Raw genomic sequence first — 17,846 nt, forward strand, 5'->3', positions numbered from 1 at the left:
AACTCTTCAGTTTAATATTGCTTAGTGCCTTAAAGGGCACCAATCTTGGCTCATCAATTTTCTGACAAATATTTCTCAAATAAACTTCGAGTCATTTCTACCATCAATCAATGAAAATAATTTCGATTGATCAACCAGTAAAAATCCACACAAGTTGTTCTTCATAATCTCTTAATGATCTTCTTGCTGATTCGTCACCAGCAAGCTAGGTCGGCTATACTACTCTCTTTACAAGAATAGTCAACAGGTTTTGCCAATTAATTTTTAACTTCTTCAAGACTTCCAGATTTTACCCTTTAGGCTAAATCCTTGTTTCTCAACAAGTTTTAATCAACATCACCGCCGATGGATGTGCATTCTACAGTATTTCAGAGGGGTTGCAAGCCTGTTTTTGAAAGTTTTTATTTGGCTGTTGCTTTTATATTCCAATAAAAATATAAGATATTGTTTTATATAGTTAATTAATTTTATATTTTTTATTCTCCTTATAAAACATGCAATCAAAATAAATCAACATACTGATTTTATTACTATTAAAAAAATAAACCCTCTCATTAATGCTTATTTAGAGAACAATTCTTGCTGCTTTCTTCAACATTACTGTTACTTAATAAACAAAATGGTGTGATCAAGTAAAATAAATCCATTAAAAAAGATCTAACCGATTGCCTATTTATCTAGAAATAAAAAAGCCATCACTGAAACAGCGATGGCTTTTTTTAATGAAATTCAGTTTGAATCAGAATTTCATACTGATGCGTGCCCAGTAGTTACGACCAATATTATTAAATTGCTCATCAGCTGCAAAACCAAAGCCGGCACTCCCCGCTTTATTTAAGTGTTCGCTATAGGTTTTATCCAACACGTTATCAATACCCACGGAAAGGTCTATCCCGTCGTAAACATGATAGGTGCCATTCAATGATAATGTTCCAAAACCACGGCTTTCACCCAAGTCATACCCCACGATGTTGCCTTGATCTTTACTGATACGATTTTGACTATCCACAACACGCCACAATGCACCCAAAGTATATTGATCCTGCACATAACGCAGATTAACCCGACCTTCCAAAGGGGAAATTTGCGGTAAAGGTTTATCATCGGTGGTATTTTCACCCCAGGCATACATGGCACTGACATCCGCTTGCAGATGACCGGTAAATTGATAACCAATGCCTGCTTCAGCGCCGGCAATGGTCGCATCTACATTTTTAGCGCCAGCTGTTTTTTCAGCATTACCATGGTTCATGCCAGGCATAGATCCTGAATGATCATGATAACTCATCAGAATATAATCATTGATCAGTCCAGCATAAGCAGAAACCCAAGAACTGAGTGCACCATGCTCATGTTGATAACCCATGTCTAACTGTAAAGTTTTTTCGGTATTGAGATCATTAAATGCAGGAACAGGTATCCCAGTATTACCGTGTTTGGCACTAAACAGTTCCCAATAATCCGGTACACGCTCGACATAACCTACGCCGATATAGGATTTGGCATCATGCTCTGGATGTTGATTCTCTAAACGAACAAATCCACTTGGCAATGTTTCTTTACGGTCATCATTGAGCTTTAAGGCATCAATTTTCACCTGATCAACACGTGCACCTGTGACCAACTTGTAATTATCATTGAACTGGTAAGCCAACTCACCAAACGCACCATAAGACTGGAACTTCATATTGGTTTGCATCGGCATATTCATCATCATTGATGTCATGCTACCGGCATGATGATTCTGCTGGGAATCGATCCCTGTCGTCAGCTGCAGTCGATCCCATTCACTGACAGCAGCCAACCGGGCATTTAAGGTACGGCGTGTCACTTGCATAGAAGATGGATTCGGCATCTCCATCTCCATACCGTCATGCATCATTTTTTCAGTCGGTGGCGTACGCAAGCTAAAGTTATCCATGACATGATCGTTAAAACTATAGTTCACCTGCGCTTCAATTTTCTTGATCACCTCGGTGACATTTTTCTTTTCTACACGCAGTCCAAGACTTTCACGGGCAAATTGAGAACCATCCATATCGCGTCCAGCATAGACTGCTTCACCATCTGATTTCCCGCCAGTAAGTTCTACCCACGTGTTTTCATCCGGTGTCCATCCCAAAGCCAGATCCGCATTCCAGCGTTCCCAATCCGAAGGAACAGTATTGCCGTCACCATCTTTATAGCTATCTGAAACTGAGCGATTGGCATTCAGGCGAATATATTTCTGTTCATCTCCTACTGCGGCTTCAACATTATGATCAAGACGACCATATGAACCCATCAAGACACTGGCTTGACCACGATAAGGCTTATCTTGACTCAGCTTTTCCGCTTCGCGTTCAAAGATAACGGTCGCAGCCGAACCGGTATTGGCATATTGAACCGTTTGCGGACCTTTAATCACCGAAATGCGGTCATAGCTTTCCGGTGAAATATAAGAAGTTGGCGCATCCATACGGCTTGGGCAGGCACCCAGATTTTCTGTGCCATCCGCTAAAATTTTAATCCGCGAACCAAACATGCCACGGAAAGTCACATCACCATTAGTGCCGCCATTTTTAATCGAGCTGAATCCCATAATACTCTGTAGATAATCAGCACCATCACTGGCGGGAATCGGTTGAATCGGCTGCTTAGGATCTGCACGCACAATCAAACCATTGGCATCATTGCCTTGATGTGCAGTTGCCACAATTGGGGCTAAAGTCTGAATAATTGCAGTTTGTTCTTGAGCAAATACTGAAGCTGAATAACAAACAACACAAATCGCAGCTGCAAGAGGCTGTAAAAAGAATTTTGGCTGAGCCATTTTTCAATCTCACTAATACATAAATATGAGCTGCGGTTGAAGCAGCGCAAGGGCTTAAGTCAATTAAGACCCGAAAACAGGTTTCGATTTATGCAAATAGTGGTGGGGCTCGCCCTTGGGGCAGAAGAAAGAGTCGCTGTAGAACAAACCAGACATGACTAAAGGTCTTTTGGAATGCAATTAAACGAATTTGAATACGATCTAGAACTTCTTTAACGTCCAATTCAGGAGGCAAGACCAAGTTACCGTAGACAGTACAGTACTGGCATTTATGGTTGGCATCATGATCATGCCCTGCATGCTGTTCATGCAATTGGGTGTCTTGATTTACCTGATGATGGGAATGTTCAGAAGTGGAGGTTTGATGAATAGTGCTAGAGCTGAGTAATAATGCACGCGTAATGGTTTCACAGACCGGAGCAATCTGATATTGCTTCGGTAGCAAGGGCTGTAAAAAAACAGCAATCTGTAAAAATACCGCTATACAAGATAGCAGCAGACCACTACGCAAAAGCACCGGCAAACCCTAAAATTTGTCTAACTCAAGTATAACAAAGCCCAATCGAAATTGGGCTTTGTAAATTTTCATTTTATCTAAATATGTGTGCTTAACGTTTTACCGCAACTTTCTCTTTTTGGCGTTGACGAACAGTTTTTTCGACTTTTTCACGTGCACGTTGACGCTTTAATGGCGATAAATAATCGACAAATAACTTGCCATTTAAGTGATCCATTTCATGTTGAATACAAACAGCGAGAAGCTCGTCTGCTTCCATCTCAAATGATTGACCTTCAAGGTTAATGGCCTCGATTTTTACACGTGACGGACGCTCAACTTTATCGTATATTTGAGGCACTGACAGACAGCCTTCTTCATAGGGCTGAGTTTCTTCAGTTAACGGGGTAACTTTGGGGTTAATAAATACCATGGGTTGATCTTTATTTTCAGATAAATCCATGACAATCAGCTGAATATGGTAGTCCACTTGTGTTGCAGCCAAGCCAATACCAGGCGCTTCATACATAGTTTCAAACATATCTGCTGCAAGCTGACGAATTTCATCAGTGACTTCTTCGACTGGTTTAGCAATGGTACGAAGACGGGGATCCGGGAAACTTAAAATAGGTAATAAGGCCATACGGTGTCCTCACTTATGCCATTGATCAAAAAACAAAATGAAGGAATGCTTCATCAAAAAAATGTGTGTAATATCGTTATTATAACGCAACTACATACATAATTTTAGGAATTATGATAATGAAAAAGGTTTTGAAGGGCATGCCAACTTTTAGTGCCTTGGGGTTTAAAAAACAATTATTGGCACTTGCCGTTTGTGTAAGTGTTGGGGTCGGCGTTGTTAGTGTTGCTGAAGCGGCACCCGCCCGAAATGTAAACCCACCTACATTAAAAGCCGGTGCGCCACAAGTTTATGTGGTGAAAAAAGGTGATACTTTATGGGATATTTCCAAAAGATTTCTAAAAAATCCCGTGCGCTGGCCTGAAATTTGGGCCAGCAACAAACACGTGAAAAATCCACATTGGATTTTCCCGGGCGACCGCCTGCTTATGTGTACCTATAATGGCAAACCGATTATTGGTAAAGATGAGGGTGATGGCTGTGAAGGAATTATCCGTCGCTATACCGGTGGCACCGGCACCAAACTGCAACCTCAAGTTCGGGTTGAATCTTTAAATAATGCTATTCCAGTGATTCCTCTGGAATACATCAAACACTGGCTGGAACGTAGCACCATTGTGGCACCTGAATCGATTCAAGGTACGCCATACATTTTAGGTACTGCCGATCAACGTGTTCTTGCTGCCAAAGGTCAAACCGTTTATGCACGCGGAAATGGTCTGGAAGTCGGTCAACGCTATGCCGTTTACCGTGAAGGCGAACCGTATATGTTTACCGATGCCAATGGTAAAAAATACAATGCTGGCCTTGAGTTAATTCAAGTCGCATCAGGTGTTGCAGTTCGCGGTGAAAATGACATTACCACCCTTGAACTGACAGATACTTATAATGCTGAAGTTCGTCGTGGAGATCGTGTCCTTCCTGAATACGATCCAATGTTGCCAACCTTGTTCTACCCGACCAATGCCGAAGAAGTGGTTGCAGGTGGGCAAGTTGTTCGCGTGATGGGTTCTATCGGCACAGCGGCAAAACACAGTGTAGTGACCATTGACCGTGGTAGCCTGCAAGGTGTTCAAGTTGGACATGTGCTCACAGTGAACCAGAAAGGTGAAGTCGTCACCGATCCGAAAACCAAAGAACGTGTGCAATTACCTGGGCAACGTATTGGTAACATCATGGTATTCAAAAGCTTTGAAAACTTAAGCTATGCTTATGTACTGGATAGTGAATTACCGATTAAAGTCGGTGCTGGCATTCAGCCGCCACTGATGGATGAATAATCGTTAAATAAATCGAAATCTAGAAATGAGGCTGAGATTCAGCCTCATTTTAATTTTTAAACAATAAATTTTTTAAACAATAAAAAGAAGACATATCTAAAAGGTCTCATTATGCTCAATTCATTAAGCTGCTTGCAGCTGGATTACATTCGTTTATGGTTTCTGCTGCAACACTCCCTGCCCAGCTTTTATAAAATCAATAAACACTATCCACATCTCGCTGAGGCAACACAGCCCGATCAAATTGAAACCTGGCAAAAGCTTGGCATTCACAAAAACCATATTCAGCGCCTGAGAGATTTTCATCTTCCTGAATCACAGCTGCAATTTCAGCATTGTGTTGCCCTGATTCAAAAACATAGCGACTTTATTCTTACACTCGAACATCCAGATTACCCTACTCAACTGCTGCCCTACGCAGATAAACCGCCCATTCTATTTGGCCAAGGTGATGCTAAGGCACTGTTGCAGCCTCAAATTGCGATTGTCGGCAGCCGCAAACCGAGCAGCCACGGGCGACAGGTGGCTTATGATTTTGCCTATTATTTAAGTGATCAAGGTTTTTACATTATTAGCGGTTTGGCTGAAGGGATTGATGAAGCCGCACATCAAGGGGCTTTACGCCACAGTCGAACCATTGCCGTGATGGGTACTGGCCTGGACCAGACCTACCCGACACAGCATCAGCAACTGCGACAACAGATCATTAGCCAGTCAGGTACAGTGGTGACTGAATTCTTGCCAGGAACACCGCCTTTACAGCAGCATTTTCCACGGCGCAATCGCCTGGTGAGCGGTTTAAGTCTGGGCGTCATCGTTGCAGAAGCCGCACTGAAAAGTGGTTCTTTAATTACGGCGAAATGGGCGGCCGAACAAGGTAAATCAATCTTTGCCATTCCCGGTCATATTTATAGCGAGCATCATCAAGGCTGCCATCAACTGATTCGTGAAGGGGCCATTTTGGTCGACCATCCCGAACAGGTGATTGAAGACTTGGCCCTGCCGACCCAATGGCAGAATCAGCAGCAGATTGAACAATGCAAAAATTCAGATAGCCTTCAAGTACCAATCCAAGCACCCACTGCATTACCGCCTCACTTAACGCCGCTGTATAACCAGCTGGATTGGGTCGGGCAAACCATCGATGATCTGGTCGCTAAACTGCAATCCGATATTGCTACATTGACCAGCCAACTGATGGAATTAGAGCTACTTGGCTTATGTATGCAGCAGGCAGGTTTGTATCTACGTTGTCGTCCAGGCAAATAAGGTTCACAATATCCCGCTTAAATGTATTTGAAGGGATAAGATCCAATGATTACCACCTCTGTTGCCGAAGCTGCTCAATGTTTAAAACAAGGACAGGTTTTAGCGTACCCTACAGAGGCAGTTTGGGGCTTAGGCTGTGATCCGTTTAATGAACAGGCTTTCCTGAAAATTTTACGCTTAAAGCAACGCCCGATTGAAAAAGGGGTAATTTTATTGGCAGCCCAGATCGCACAAGTTGAGCCTCTGTTAGAACCTCTCACTGCAGAAATGCGTCAGAAAGTGATAGATTCGTGGAGTCATCGCTCACCAACTGAACGCGCAACCACCTGGTTACTTCCTGCAGGCGAGCATATTCCAAAATGGATTAAAGGCAACCACCCGAAAGTGGCGGTGCGTGTTACCACCCACCCTTTATGCGTGGCGCTATGCAATGCGTTTAATGGTTTTATTGTATCGACCAGTGCCAATCCTACCGGTGGCACACCTGCCCACTCACTGCAAGAAGCTAATCAGTATTTCTCAACTCAAATCAATTACCTAAACGGTGATCTAGGTCTTAGCCAAGAACCGAGCCGGATTATTGATGCTGAAACAGGTGAAGTGATCCGCGCTTAATGCGGATCATTTTGATGAATGGATTGACCCATCCTAATTTTTAGACAAAAAAAAGCTCAACCATATAGGGACGGCTGAGCATAAAAAGGATGTGCATAAATCACATCCAGAGGGTCTGTAAAGCTGGGTGCAAAAGCTTAAATACTTAAACATTTACGATAGAAATATTATCTAATAAATTGTTTTGTTATACAAATATATTATATATCTTATAAAACACTTAAAACCTATAAAGCATTCATCACATTTTCTTAACAATTTAAATTATCTCACTATTTTTCAATCATCTTTTTTCAAAACAGTCATTTCAAGCTATGATTAAACCCCTGATTCATCTTTGTACGCAATTAACGACACATGAAAAAATAAATTCGTTTGTTGTTTTTTTCATCTATTTTTAGCTTAAGTATTCAACTTTGCTGTGGCTGCTGTTATCACTTTCTTTTGGGCCAATAAAATTCCCAGCAAAATGATCACGCCCCCAATACTGTGATAAATCGTCCAGGCTTCAGCCAACCACAAATTGGCAATAATTGCGGTACAGACCGGCATCAGGTTCATAAAAATACTGGTTCGATTCGGTCCAATCATTTGTACTGCCAGCATCCAGACTAAGGGGGCAATCAGAGAGGGGAAAATACCGGCATAAAGAACACTGCCGACATTGTGCTGATCAATCGCATCCAGCCCTAACCATAAAACAAAGGGCAAATGGTAAAGCAAGGCAAAAACAATCTGCACATACAAACTCACCATCAACGGAATTTGCAGTTGCCACTTTTTCAAGAACACGCCATAAAAAGCATAGAAAAATACCGCCAGTACCATCATGGCATCGCCCAGATGGCCGCCTGACTGCAGCAGATGAAGCAGATTCCCTTGCGCCATCACATAGAGCAAACCGGCAAAAGATAAGATACTGCCCACGACTGCAAAACGGTTCGGAATATCCTTGAGCATGAGCATGGAAACAAAGATGGTAAACACAGGAATAAAGGCATTGATAATGCCCATATTGGTCGCGGTCGTATAATGTGCTGCGGTATAGCCCAGGCCTTGATACAACACCATGCCAAAAGCGCCCAGTACAGCAAGCTGTTTCCAGTGTTGCATCACCAACTGACGTTCACGCCAGACTTTGCCCAACATAAAAGGCGTTAATACAAGAAAAGCAATTAACCAACGATAAAAACTGATACTCACAGGAGAAATATAGTCTGCTACATAACGTGTCACCGTAATATTCATCGACCAGATTAAAACTGCCAGTAATGGCAAAGCCAGTGCCCACCAGACTGTTTTGTTTGGCTGTGTCATGCCCTTTCCTGTGCTTAAATATCCAGTATGCATTTTTACTGAAGTCTGAAATAATTAGAATATCGGATTTCAGACATCAATATTGCGCTACAGACACAGCTTAGATTGCTCAGTGCTGTGTAAGGAAAACTCGTACTAGCTATAAAATTGATGCAGTGACAGAGAAGAACCAAAATAAGGACATTCACATGCTGGAAAATATTGAACAATATGTAGAAGTGGATGATTTCTTTTATCAAAAGGATGAAATTGTCGCGCCACACAGTTCTTTGTGGGGCGATTTCAATTTTAGTTTGAACGGTATTTTAGAATATGAAATTGAAGGACAAATTTATCTGTCGCCACCGAATTACGGTATCTGGCTGCCACCTCAAACAGCACATGCCTCTATCGCCCTAGATGAACAAATCACCCATTATGTCTGTATTCGCGTGCATCCTTCACTCTGTGAACATTTTGCAGCTTGTACCAAAACCTTAAGTATTCGCCCCTTTCTTCGGCATCTGGTACATGAAATCCTGGAACAAAAACAGCAAGGCATAACCACCGCACATTATGCGCATTTATTACAGGTGCTGATGGATCAGCTGAAAACAGCACCGGTTTATGAACATTATTTACCGCAAACCAGTCATGTTTTGCTTAAGCCGCTATTACAGCAATTGGCCAATCCACAGTTATTTCAAAAAAGCTTGCAGCAGTTGCTGCGCGACTCATCCATAAGTGAACGGCATTTACTGCGTTTAAGCCAGCAAGAATTACAATTGAGCTTATCCGAATGGCGTAATCGGGCGAAAATCTTATATGCGATCACGCAGATTCGCCAAGGCAAAACCGTGAAAAAATTGGCTTATGAACTGGGTTATCAGCACAGTTCCAGCTTTATTGAGTTCTTTAAACGCTATACCGAACAAACTCCGGCACAACTGCGTGAAATCTAATCTTTATACGAGTTTAAATTACCTTTTTTGCAATTTGTCGTAGATAAGCCAACAAAAAAACCATAGTCAGCAGCAACAGAAGTATGCGACTTTGAGAACCATACTCAACTTAGTATGTGCCGTATTTTTAAATTTGAATGAATAGAATCAGGTTTAATAGAGTCAGTTTTGATGATTCAATTAAACCTGTGAGGATGCGTTATGAAAAAACGATTATTGGCTTCACTGTGTTTTGCTGCCATGGCATTAACGGCGTGCGATAAAAAAACTAATGAAGCACCAGCATCGTCATCGACTAGTTCAGCGGTATCTACTCCTCCTGCGAGTACTCAACCCGCAACCGCCGCCTTAAGCTCAAACAATGCCGCAGATATTAAAAATGATTTAAACCAGATTCAGACACTCTCCAACAGCCGGGCCAAAGAAGCAGCGGCCTTGCAAGACAAAGCCAATCAAGCTGCGCAAAAAGGTGATAAAGCCTCTTTAAATTCGATTGTTGCGGAAATGAAAAGCTATATTGCACGCTTCAATCAGGACCTCGACGCTTTAAGCCTGAAAAGCACAGAGCTTAATGCTGTTCGTGGCAAAATTAAAGAATCCAATAATATTGGTATAGAACTTTCTGAAGCGAGTATTGCCAATACACCGGATACCAAAAAAATCACTGAACTGCAAAACCGCGCCACTGAATTGCAAAAAGAATTAGTCACTGAAATGCAGGCTCTGCAAACCAAAGCGCAAACCGCCCAATAATTTAAGGTGAGTTTAAAAAACAGGTCTTTTGGCCTGTTTTTTAATTGGTTTATCTGGGAAGATTTTTAGAATTACCAATAAATGCTTGTCGATAGGCGCAATAACCGTTAAAACAAAACAACGATAATCTCAAGCATTTAAGGACAACAGAATGAGCCAATCCGTTTATGACATTCCTGTCAAAACCATTCAAGGCAATGACACCACACTGAACCAGTATCAAGGTAAAGTTCTGCTCATTGTAAATACCGCATCTAAATGTGGTCTTACTCCGCAATATGAAGGCTTGGAAAAACTGTATAAGGAAAAGAAGGATCAGGGACTTGAGATTTTAGGTTTTCCTGCCAACAATTTCTTGGCACAAGAACCCGGTTCTGATGAAGAAATTCAGGAATTCTGTTCAATCAATTACCAAGTGAATTTCCCCCTGTTTTCTAAAATTTCAGTTGCCGGTGAAGACAAGCACCCACTTTATCAAACCTTGACTCAAGCCATTCCAGAACGTATGGGTGAAGGTCCGTGGTGGAAAGATCTGGTTGATTATGGTTTAACCCCGAACCCTAAACCGGAAGTGCTGTGGAACTTTGAAAAATTCCTGATCAATAAAAATGGTGAGGTTGTGGCACGTTTCGCACCGGATATTACTGCAGATGATGCACGTATCGTTGATGCGGTGAATGCAGAACTTGCCAAGTAATTTGTAACAGTAATGTAAGTATCTATACCACTTATAGATACTTATATTTTTTATTCAAAAACAAAAACTTAACCACGTAAAAACTCATACTTTAATACTTCACACTTCATCCTTTATTTTAATTATTCAACAACACTTCATCCACGATGTATCAATGACTTAGCAATATAGTGGACGCATAAACCAACCGCCATGAACACAAGGTGAAGTATGAATACTCTAGTAAAAGCAATCGTTTTATCATTATCTACAGCTCTGGTTGCTGCACCTGCAATGGCTGCTCCACAAGAGCATAATCCACAACAACATCACCAGCAATATGGCCATCAACCTGTTCAAAATCACCATAAGACACCAGTTCAGCAACACCACAATGCTGTACATAAAAAAGCGGTGAATCCATCACATGACTGGCGAGTGGGTCAAAAAGTACCAACTCAATACTATGGCCACAGCTATAAAGTAGACCACAAAAAATTTAAAAAATTGAGCAAACCGGGTAAAAACCAACAATGGATTAAAGTGAATGGCGATTATGTTTTAACCAATATCATGAGTCATAACATTATCAAAATTATTGCTGGCTAATCCCAACAATCTCGGTGAGAAAAGAGTGCTTCGGTACTCTTTTTTAATGCCTGGAAATAAATTTGTTATCGCTTTGCAACAATCATTCTTTTCTACACATTTCACCCTTATATTAGGCAGGATTAAAGTAAAGATATGAATTGATTATGAAAAAATTCATCCAAAATGTGGTTTCTCCTTTTGTGATGTTTAGTGCGGGCATTTTGTTGATTGGTTGCGAGCAAGCCAACTCTCCTGATTCAACCGAAGACCGAACTTCACAATCAAGCGAAGTATCTGAACAGGTTTCAGAATCAGCGAAAGATTCAGCAGAAATATCCAAGCCTGAACTCAAAAGCGGCAACATATTTTATATCGTGCGTGACGTTGCAGATATGCAGCTTAAAGCCGGCGATTATGTTGAGCAGCTCAAGCAGACTCAAACTGATTTAGAAACTGCAATCAATGACAAAGACCAACAGCAGCTACAAAGCACTGCCAAAACCCTGAAACAGCAACTGACTGGATTTAATCAGGCACTGACTGGCTTGAACCTGAAAAGTCAGGAAATTGATTCGATTCGTCAAAATATCATGCAAGCCAATCAGCAAACCCTTGCTACCCCACTTTTAAATGGTGACGTCGATTTGAGTCAGGTCGATTTCAAGAAAATTGAAAAACAGATGGGCAGCATCCAAATGGAAATGATCAAATTGGCTGGAATGATGATTCCACAAGGTCAGGATGAAGCAGAACAGAATGAACAAGACCAGAGTGAAGCAGATCAGGAAGGCTAATGCTTAAAGCGATTTAGACCAATTCAGCATCAATGAATTGGTCTGATCAAATTGATCGTAAATTAAAAATAACTAAAACCAGATCATTTAAAACCTGGTCATTTACGGTAAATTCCTCCATCTCTGTCATTGCACGATTTAATCAAAATTTTATTTAATGAAAATCTCATTTTTGAAATGTATCTAACCAATAAAGCTAAATGTGTCATTGATAATATCAACTCGAAATCAACCCGACAAAAGCAGATCGTGCACGTTATATTGAGCCTGCCACGATACCCGTTTTGAATTGATTTCTTATATTTTAAAGCAGATTTAAACAGTACTTTAGAACGAAATAATCAACATACCAATAAAGCACACATTCCTGAAGTCGGTATTCGAGCAACCTTTAGAAAGCTTGGCATGCCAAGTTTAGGTGAAGGTTTAGATGAATTTTTTAAGCTAAAGATTGTGGACAATAGAGAATTTTCGGTTCAGTTAGTCGAAACTTAAAACCAAACTATTTTTGACTGTTACGCCAGCTTTTAAATGTGACTTGCATTGCCTGTTTTTCTGCTGCTGATGCAGGACGATTTTCAAGATTAGAAAAATTGCCACGAAAGACCTCTTTCACCAATTTTTTCGCAAGTTGATCAATACTGTTGCGACCGAAATTTTGATAAGCCTCTATTTCTATTCGAGTTAAGACCAGATCCCAACACGACACCACAGAACTGACATCAATCGCAATTGCTAAATATAACTGTTCACTCTCTTGATAGAGCTCCCAAAAATGGGGCTCTAATTCGATTATTTTCATACTCATCAATTTATCATTCAAAGATTTTTTATAAGAATAAGCTACAGGCTAATTTGGTGGAATAACACTTTAGATTACGATGAAGATAGCAGGCTTATTTTTATAAAATAAAGACCCAAGTTTGGCTGAAAGCTTGCTGGAATATTTAAGCTAAAAATTACAGGAAATGGGAAGTTTTCTATTTTAGCTATAAATAATTGATGCTTTTATAAAAAAACAGTAACCACTTCTCGTTTTTACTATAAAATGTGCAGATTAAAACGCAGAAAAATATTTTATATAATGAAAAAAATTGTTCTTGGGGTGGTCTGTTTAGCAATCATGGCATATGGCGTGTTGCATTTCAGCATGCCTGAAAAAACCACGCCACGCTTAAACCAGTTTTTTTCTAAACAAATCAAAGATGTTCAACTGATTCAGGACTGGCTCAAACACACTCAACAACATCAATTATTATTGGTTGATGTCATTCAGCCGGTCAATCCAAAACAAACAGCTGCTTATGTTGAATACATAAAGCAACGAATTGAATTCAACCAGCAAAATATTCAGCGTCTTAAGCTCAGTCACTATCGAAGCAAGGCATTTAAAGAAATTCAACAACTTGAAATTCATGCGCTACAACAATGGAATAATATCCATCAAAGCAATATTGTTGATGTTTTTGAACAGCAACAACGTTTATTAGATCTGCCCATTGCAGAGTTTGAACAACTGGATACTGCAGCACGTTATGCGCTGCAACAACAAGAAATTATCGTATTGCAACGGTTACAACAGTTAGTCCAGCAAAATAGCGATTATGTTGCAGATATTGACCACAGCTTACTTGGCGACTGGCTTGACTACCATTTGATGCAACATGAGATTCACCCGATTGTTGCCGAATGGCAAAGTCCATCCTCAACTGCAATACACAGTTCTTCAGAAGCATTGCAAGATTTACATCTGTATAAGCATTTTCAGCCAAATACGGATGAATATAAATATATTAAGGCGCTTTCAACTCAGCTTTGGCATATTGAATACCCCGCTTCATCCAATTTGGTCACAGCAAACCCTCGACCTGTTTCATATACTGACCAATCTAAAGAAGATATTTTTATCCTTACAGATGCACCAAAAGCTGAAAAATTAAAGCAATTGATTAAGATGCAAAATGACAGAGTGACTCGTCTGTTGTCAGCTCAGCTCAGAGAGGCTTTCTTTAAAGAAGATAAAAACTAGAGTTTGGATTTAGGAAAATAGACCAAACAGTTTTGATGAGATATTTAAGGTGAAGACTGTGGGGAATGGGGGATTTTTGATTTTCCCTTCTCATTTTAAATGAATAAATCACTTTAATAGAATCTTATTAGACATTAGGTCAGAAATACTTTCATCATATTGCTTTACAATTATTGGTAGCTGCTCTTTTAAACTTTTAGCATCATCAAAATGTTCAGAATGATAAACCTGTCCCTCTCTTTCATGATATTCCTCTAAAATTGGATCTAATACTTTATCTAGTTCGGCTTTAAATTCTTTAATTGTTTGTTCGTAAGTTTTATCTTTAAAAATAATTGCATAATAATCAAATCTATTCGCTATTTCCTTTAAATGGATTTTGACATTAGAAACTCCTTTAATTAGTCCACCATCCTCATAATCATCAATTTGACCCTGATTTCTATAAATATCTTCAAGCCAAGAATCATGAATATTCTGAAGCACATAAATAGCATCTTTTAACTCTATATATTTATCAAAAGTTTTCTGGAAATAAGCACTTTTTAAGTTTTCTCTATGCTCAATTTTCCAATTATCAAGTAATAGATATGCAACTATTGCTGCATACAAAGTTGCACTAACACTCAAACAAGAAGCTAAAGTAGTCCCTTTATCATTTGATATCGGAAAAATAAACACAATTGTTATCAACAAGGTATAAGAAAAAGTAAGTAAGAACATAGAAAGCATTTTTCTATATAAATTTAGTTCTGAAAATTTCTTCAACTCTAATTCCTTTTTATTGTTAATTGTATATACCATAAAAAAACCACCCTTCCGGGTGGTTTCTTTAATCTCGAACCGTCTCTTATTGAGCGCGGTTTTTGATTTTGCGGATCGTTTCTAACTGAGCAACAGTTTCTGCCAAAACAGCAAGTGCAGCAGCAGTGTCCAACTCACTCTTTTGATTGGCAAGCAATGTTTCAGCGTTTTTACGCGCTTCAAGAATTGCAGCTTCATCTAAATCGTGTGCACGAACTGCAGTATCTGCAAGAATCGTAACCACGTGCGGTTGAACTTCAAGAACACCACCTGATACATAGATTAACTCTTCTGTACCATTTTCAAGCAAAACGCGAATTGCGCCTGGCTTGAGCAAAGTTACCAACGGAGCATGGCCAGGCATAATACCCAACTCACCGCCAGCACCTTTTGCAATTAGCATCGTTACAGTGCCCGAGTACAAAGACTCGTTTACACTTACAACATCACATTGCATAGTCGCCATGAGAATCTCCTAAATTAGAGTAGCTAATTAAAGTTTCTCGGCTTTAGCAATAACTTCGTCAATACCACCAACCATATAGAACGCTTGTTCTGGAATGTGATCGTATTCACCAGCGAGAAGACCTTTAAAGCCACGAATCGTTTCTTTAAGAGATACTAATTTACCAGGCGCGCCAGTAAATACTTCAGCTACGTGGAACGGTTGAGAGAAGAAACGTTGGATTTTACGCGCACGGTAAACAACCAATTTATCTTCTTCAGCAAGCTCGTCCATACCAAGAATTGCGATAATGTCTTTCAATTCTTTATAACGTTGAAGAACGTTTTGAACTGAACGAGCAATTTCGTAATGCTCAGCACCAACTACTAATGGATCAAGTTGGCGTGAAGTTGAGTCTAGTGGATCGATCGCTGGATAAATACCAGAAGATGCGATGTCACGGCTCAATACAACAGTTGCGTCTAAGTGAGCAAACGTTGTAGCAGGCGATGGATCTGTTAAGTCATCGGCAGGTACGTATACCGCTTGGATTGACGTAATAGAACCAGACTTAGTCGATGTAATACGTTCTTGAAGAACACCCATCTCTTCTGCAAGAGTTGGTTGATAACCTACTGCAGATGGCATACGACCTAGAAGTGCAGACACTTCGGTACCAGCCAATGTGTAACGGTAAATGTTGTCAACGAACAACAATACGTCACGGCCTTTACCGTTTTCATCTTTCTCGTCACGGAAGTATTCAGCCATAGTCAAACCAGTCAACGCTACGCGTAAACGGTTTCCTGGTGGCTCATTCATCTGACCGTAGACCATTGCTACTTTGTCTAGAACGTTAGAATCTTTCATTTCGTGATAGAAGTCATTACCTTCACGAGTACGTTCACCAACACCAGCAAACACAGATAAACCTGAGTGAGCTTTCGCGATGTTGTTGATCAATTCCATCATGTTTACAGTTTTACCAACGCCGGCACCACCGAACAGACCAACTTTACCACCTTTCGCAAACGGGCAAAGTAAGTCGATGACTTTAATACCAGTTTCTAAAAGGTCAGTAGAAGCCGCTTGTTCAGCATAAGAAGGTGCTGCGCGGTGAATCGGCAAACGTGCTTCTGTCGCAACAGGACCAGCTTCGTCAATTGGGCGACCAAGAACATCCATGATACGACCCAAACATGCTGTACCTACAGGTACAGAGATTGGAGCACCAGTGTTAACTACGTTCAAACCACGCTTAAGGCCTTCAGTAGAACCCATTGCAATAGTACGAACTACGCCATCACCAAGTTGTTGCTGAACTTCTAAAGTAGTTTCAGTACCTTCAACATGGAGAGCGTCATAGATCTTAGGAACGCTGTTGCGTTCAAACTCGACGTCGATTACCGCGCCGATGATCTGAATGATACGACCGCTATTCATTGCTGTCTCCTCAATTCAAAATAATGTTAAACGGCAGCGGCACCACCAACGATCTCAGAAATTTCCTGAGTAATCGCGGCTTGACGCAGCTTGTTATAAATAAGTTGTAGGCTCTTGATGATGTCACCCGCATTGTCGGTAGCAGCTTTCATTGCCACCATTCGTGCAGATTGCTCACATGCGATGTTTTCAATCACACCCTGATACACCACAGACTCGATATAGCGAACCAATAAACCATTTAATAGCTCTTCAGCTTCTGGTTCATAGAGATAATCCCAACCGTATGAACGGTTCAGATTCTCGCCGTCTTCAGCAGCTGCCAAAGGAACGAGTTGCTCAATCTTTTGATTTTGAGTCATGGCATTCACGAAGCCATTAGACACTAGATAAATACGATCTAACTCGCCTTTATCAAATGCATTCAACATCACCTGTACAGAACCAGATAACTGTTCAAGACTAGGAGCATCACCCACTTGAGTGTTTGCACCAAGCACTTTACCGCCGTAGTTTTTAAAAAACGAAACCGCTTTTTGACCAATTAAAGCAAATTGAACTTCAATTGACTGCTCTTGTTGCTGTTGGACGTGTTTAACCACTTTCTTGAACAGGTTAATGTTCAAACCACCAGCAAGGCCACGATCTGAAGACACAATGATATAGCCAACGCGTTTTACCGGACGTTCAACCATATAACGGTGTTTGTATTCAGGGTTCGCTTGGACCAAATGAGCAATTACACGGTGCATATTTTCGGCATACGGACGGCCTTGAGCCATGCGCTCTTGCGCACGACGCATTTTAGAAGCAGCTACCATCTGCATCGCACGCGTAATTTTCTGCGTCGACTTGATACTAGCTACTTTGGCGCGAATTTCTTTTAAATTTGCCATACGCTTAACCTAGTATTCGAAGGCTTTTTCAAGCCTCCGAAG

The 17,846-nt window shown here is 40.6% G+C and carries 18 protein-coding genes; 9 read left to right on the forward strand and 9 right to left on the reverse strand.

Annotation, left to right across the window (positions count from 1 at the left end; genetic code table 11):
- Nucleotides 1-739: 739 nt before the first annotated feature.
- The 3 genes from E0H81_RS05965 to def all read right to left on the reverse strand — a co-directional run bounded on the left by E0H81_RS05965 (nucleotide 740) and on the right by def (nucleotide 3,951).
- Nucleotides 740-2,812 carry a TonB-dependent copper receptor gene (locus E0H81_RS05965; RefSeq protein WP_131317370.1) on the reverse strand — a complete coding sequence of 691 codons (2,073 nt, stop codon included), beginning with the start codon at nucleotides 2,810-2,812 and terminating at the stop codon, nucleotides 740-742.
- 88 nt (nucleotides 2,813-2,900) lie between these two features.
- A complete protein-coding gene (locus E0H81_RS05970) occupies nucleotides 2,901-3,329 on the reverse strand; it encodes a DUF2946 family protein (protein ID WP_131317372.1) in 429 nt (142 codons plus the stop codon).
- A 91-nt stretch (nucleotides 3,330-3,420) separates the two neighbouring features.
- Nucleotides 3,421-3,951 carry a peptide deformylase gene (gene def, locus E0H81_RS05975; RefSeq protein WP_131271028.1) on the reverse strand — a complete coding sequence of 177 codons (531 nt, stop codon included), beginning with the start codon at nucleotides 3,949-3,951 and terminating at the stop codon, nucleotides 3,421-3,423.
- Nucleotides 3,952-4,070: 119 nt separating this feature from the next.
- Here def and E0H81_RS05980 point away from each other — a divergent pair, with 119 nt between their 5' ends.
- The 3 genes from E0H81_RS05980 (at nucleotide 4,071) to tsaC (ending at nucleotide 7,115) form a co-directional block, all read left to right on the forward strand.
- On the forward strand, nucleotides 4,071-5,231 hold the full coding sequence (locus E0H81_RS05980; protein ID WP_131317374.1) for a LysM peptidoglycan-binding domain-containing protein: 1,161 nt from the start codon (nucleotides 4,071-4,073) through the stop codon (nucleotides 5,229-5,231).
- A gap of 111 nt (nucleotides 5,232-5,342) precedes the next feature.
- A complete protein-coding gene (gene dprA / locus E0H81_RS05985; protein ID WP_131317376.1) occupies nucleotides 5,343-6,500 on the forward strand; it encodes a DNA-processing protein DprA in 1,158 nt (385 codons plus the stop codon).
- 45 nt (nucleotides 6,501-6,545) lie between these two features.
- Complete coding sequence (gene tsaC / locus E0H81_RS05990; protein ID WP_131317378.1) at nucleotides 6,546-7,115, forward strand: L-threonylcarbamoyladenylate synthase type 1 TsaC; 570 nt, start codon at nucleotides 6,546-6,548, stop codon at nucleotides 7,113-7,115.
- Nucleotides 7,116-7,517: 402 nt separating this feature from the next.
- Here the strand turns inward: tsaC and E0H81_RS05995 are convergent, their stop codons facing one another.
- Nucleotides 7,518-8,432: a DMT family transporter gene (locus tag E0H81_RS05995; protein WP_131317380.1), complete on the reverse strand. Its 915-nt coding sequence runs from the start codon at nucleotides 8,430-8,432 to the stop codon at nucleotides 7,518-7,520.
- A gap of 188 nt (nucleotides 8,433-8,620) precedes the next feature.
- On the opposite strand from E0H81_RS05995, the gene E0H81_RS06000 reads away from it, so the two are divergent.
- From E0H81_RS06000 to E0H81_RS06020, 5 genes are all read left to right on the forward strand, one after another.
- Nucleotides 8,621-9,373: a helix-turn-helix transcriptional regulator gene (locus E0H81_RS06000; RefSeq protein ID WP_131317382.1), complete on the forward strand. Its 753-nt coding sequence runs from the start codon at nucleotides 8,621-8,623 to the stop codon at nucleotides 9,371-9,373.
- A 201-nt stretch (nucleotides 9,374-9,574) separates the two neighbouring features.
- Nucleotides 9,575-10,126 carry a PM1805 family lipoprotein gene (locus E0H81_RS06005; RefSeq protein WP_131317384.1) on the forward strand — a complete coding sequence of 184 codons (552 nt, stop codon included), beginning with the start codon at nucleotides 9,575-9,577 and terminating at the stop codon, nucleotides 10,124-10,126.
- 151 nt (nucleotides 10,127-10,277) lie between these two features.
- Nucleotides 10,278-10,823 carry a glutathione peroxidase gene (locus E0H81_RS06010; RefSeq protein WP_131317386.1) on the forward strand — a complete coding sequence of 182 codons (546 nt, stop codon included), beginning with the start codon at nucleotides 10,278-10,280 and terminating at the stop codon, nucleotides 10,821-10,823.
- 210 nt (nucleotides 10,824-11,033) lie between these two features.
- Complete coding sequence (locus tag E0H81_RS06015) at nucleotides 11,034-11,411, forward strand: RcnB family protein (RefSeq protein WP_131317389.1); 378 nt, start codon at nucleotides 11,034-11,036, stop codon at nucleotides 11,409-11,411.
- Between the two features lie 146 nt (nucleotides 11,412-11,557).
- On the forward strand, nucleotides 11,558-12,187 hold the full coding sequence (locus E0H81_RS06020; protein WP_131317391.1) for a PM1805 family lipoprotein: 630 nt from the start codon (nucleotides 11,558-11,560) through the stop codon (nucleotides 12,185-12,187).
- Between the two features lie 502 nt (nucleotides 12,188-12,689).
- Here E0H81_RS06020 and E0H81_RS06025 read toward each other — a convergent pair.
- Nucleotides 12,690-12,995 carry a hypothetical protein gene (locus E0H81_RS06025; RefSeq protein WP_323052949.1) on the reverse strand — a complete coding sequence of 102 codons (306 nt, stop codon included), beginning with the start codon at nucleotides 12,993-12,995 and terminating at the stop codon, nucleotides 12,690-12,692.
- A 276-nt stretch (nucleotides 12,996-13,271) separates the two neighbouring features.
- Between E0H81_RS06025 and E0H81_RS06030 the strand changes: the two genes are divergently transcribed.
- A complete protein-coding gene (locus tag E0H81_RS06030) occupies nucleotides 13,272-14,216 on the forward strand; it encodes a hypothetical protein (protein WP_131317392.1) in 945 nt (314 codons plus the stop codon).
- 108 nt (nucleotides 14,217-14,324) lie between these two features.
- Here the strand turns inward: E0H81_RS06030 and E0H81_RS06035 are convergent, their stop codons facing one another.
- Genes E0H81_RS06035 through atpG form a run of 4 tightly spaced genes read right to left on the reverse strand, consistent with a single transcriptional unit; the run spans nucleotide 14,325 to nucleotide 17,804 of the window.
- Nucleotides 14,325-15,020 (reverse strand): hypothetical protein, encoded by a 696-nt coding sequence (locus E0H81_RS06035; protein WP_131317394.1) that lies wholly within the window; start codon nucleotides 15,018-15,020, stop codon nucleotides 14,325-14,327.
- Nucleotides 15,021-15,066: 46 nt separating this feature from the next.
- Complete coding sequence (locus E0H81_RS06040; RefSeq protein ID WP_131267489.1) at nucleotides 15,067-15,486, reverse strand: F0F1 ATP synthase subunit epsilon; 420 nt, start codon at nucleotides 15,484-15,486, stop codon at nucleotides 15,067-15,069.
- Between the two features lie 27 nt (nucleotides 15,487-15,513).
- The gene (atpD, locus tag E0H81_RS06045; RefSeq protein ID WP_131267490.1) at nucleotides 15,514-16,908 is read right to left on the reverse strand and encodes a F0F1 ATP synthase subunit beta; all 1,395 of its coding nucleotides are present in this window, start codon (nucleotides 16,906-16,908) and stop codon (nucleotides 15,514-15,516) included.
- A gap of 26 nt (nucleotides 16,909-16,934) precedes the next feature.
- The gene (gene atpG / locus E0H81_RS06050; protein ID WP_131317396.1) at nucleotides 16,935-17,804 is read right to left on the reverse strand and encodes a F0F1 ATP synthase subunit gamma; all 870 of its coding nucleotides are present in this window, start codon (nucleotides 17,802-17,804) and stop codon (nucleotides 16,935-16,937) included.
- Between the last annotated feature and the right edge of the window lie 42 nt (nucleotides 17,805-17,846).

This window comes from Acinetobacter terrestris, assembly GCF_004331155.1.
Taxonomy (GTDB): domain Bacteria; phylum Pseudomonadota; class Gammaproteobacteria; order Pseudomonadales; family Moraxellaceae; genus Acinetobacter; species Acinetobacter terrestris.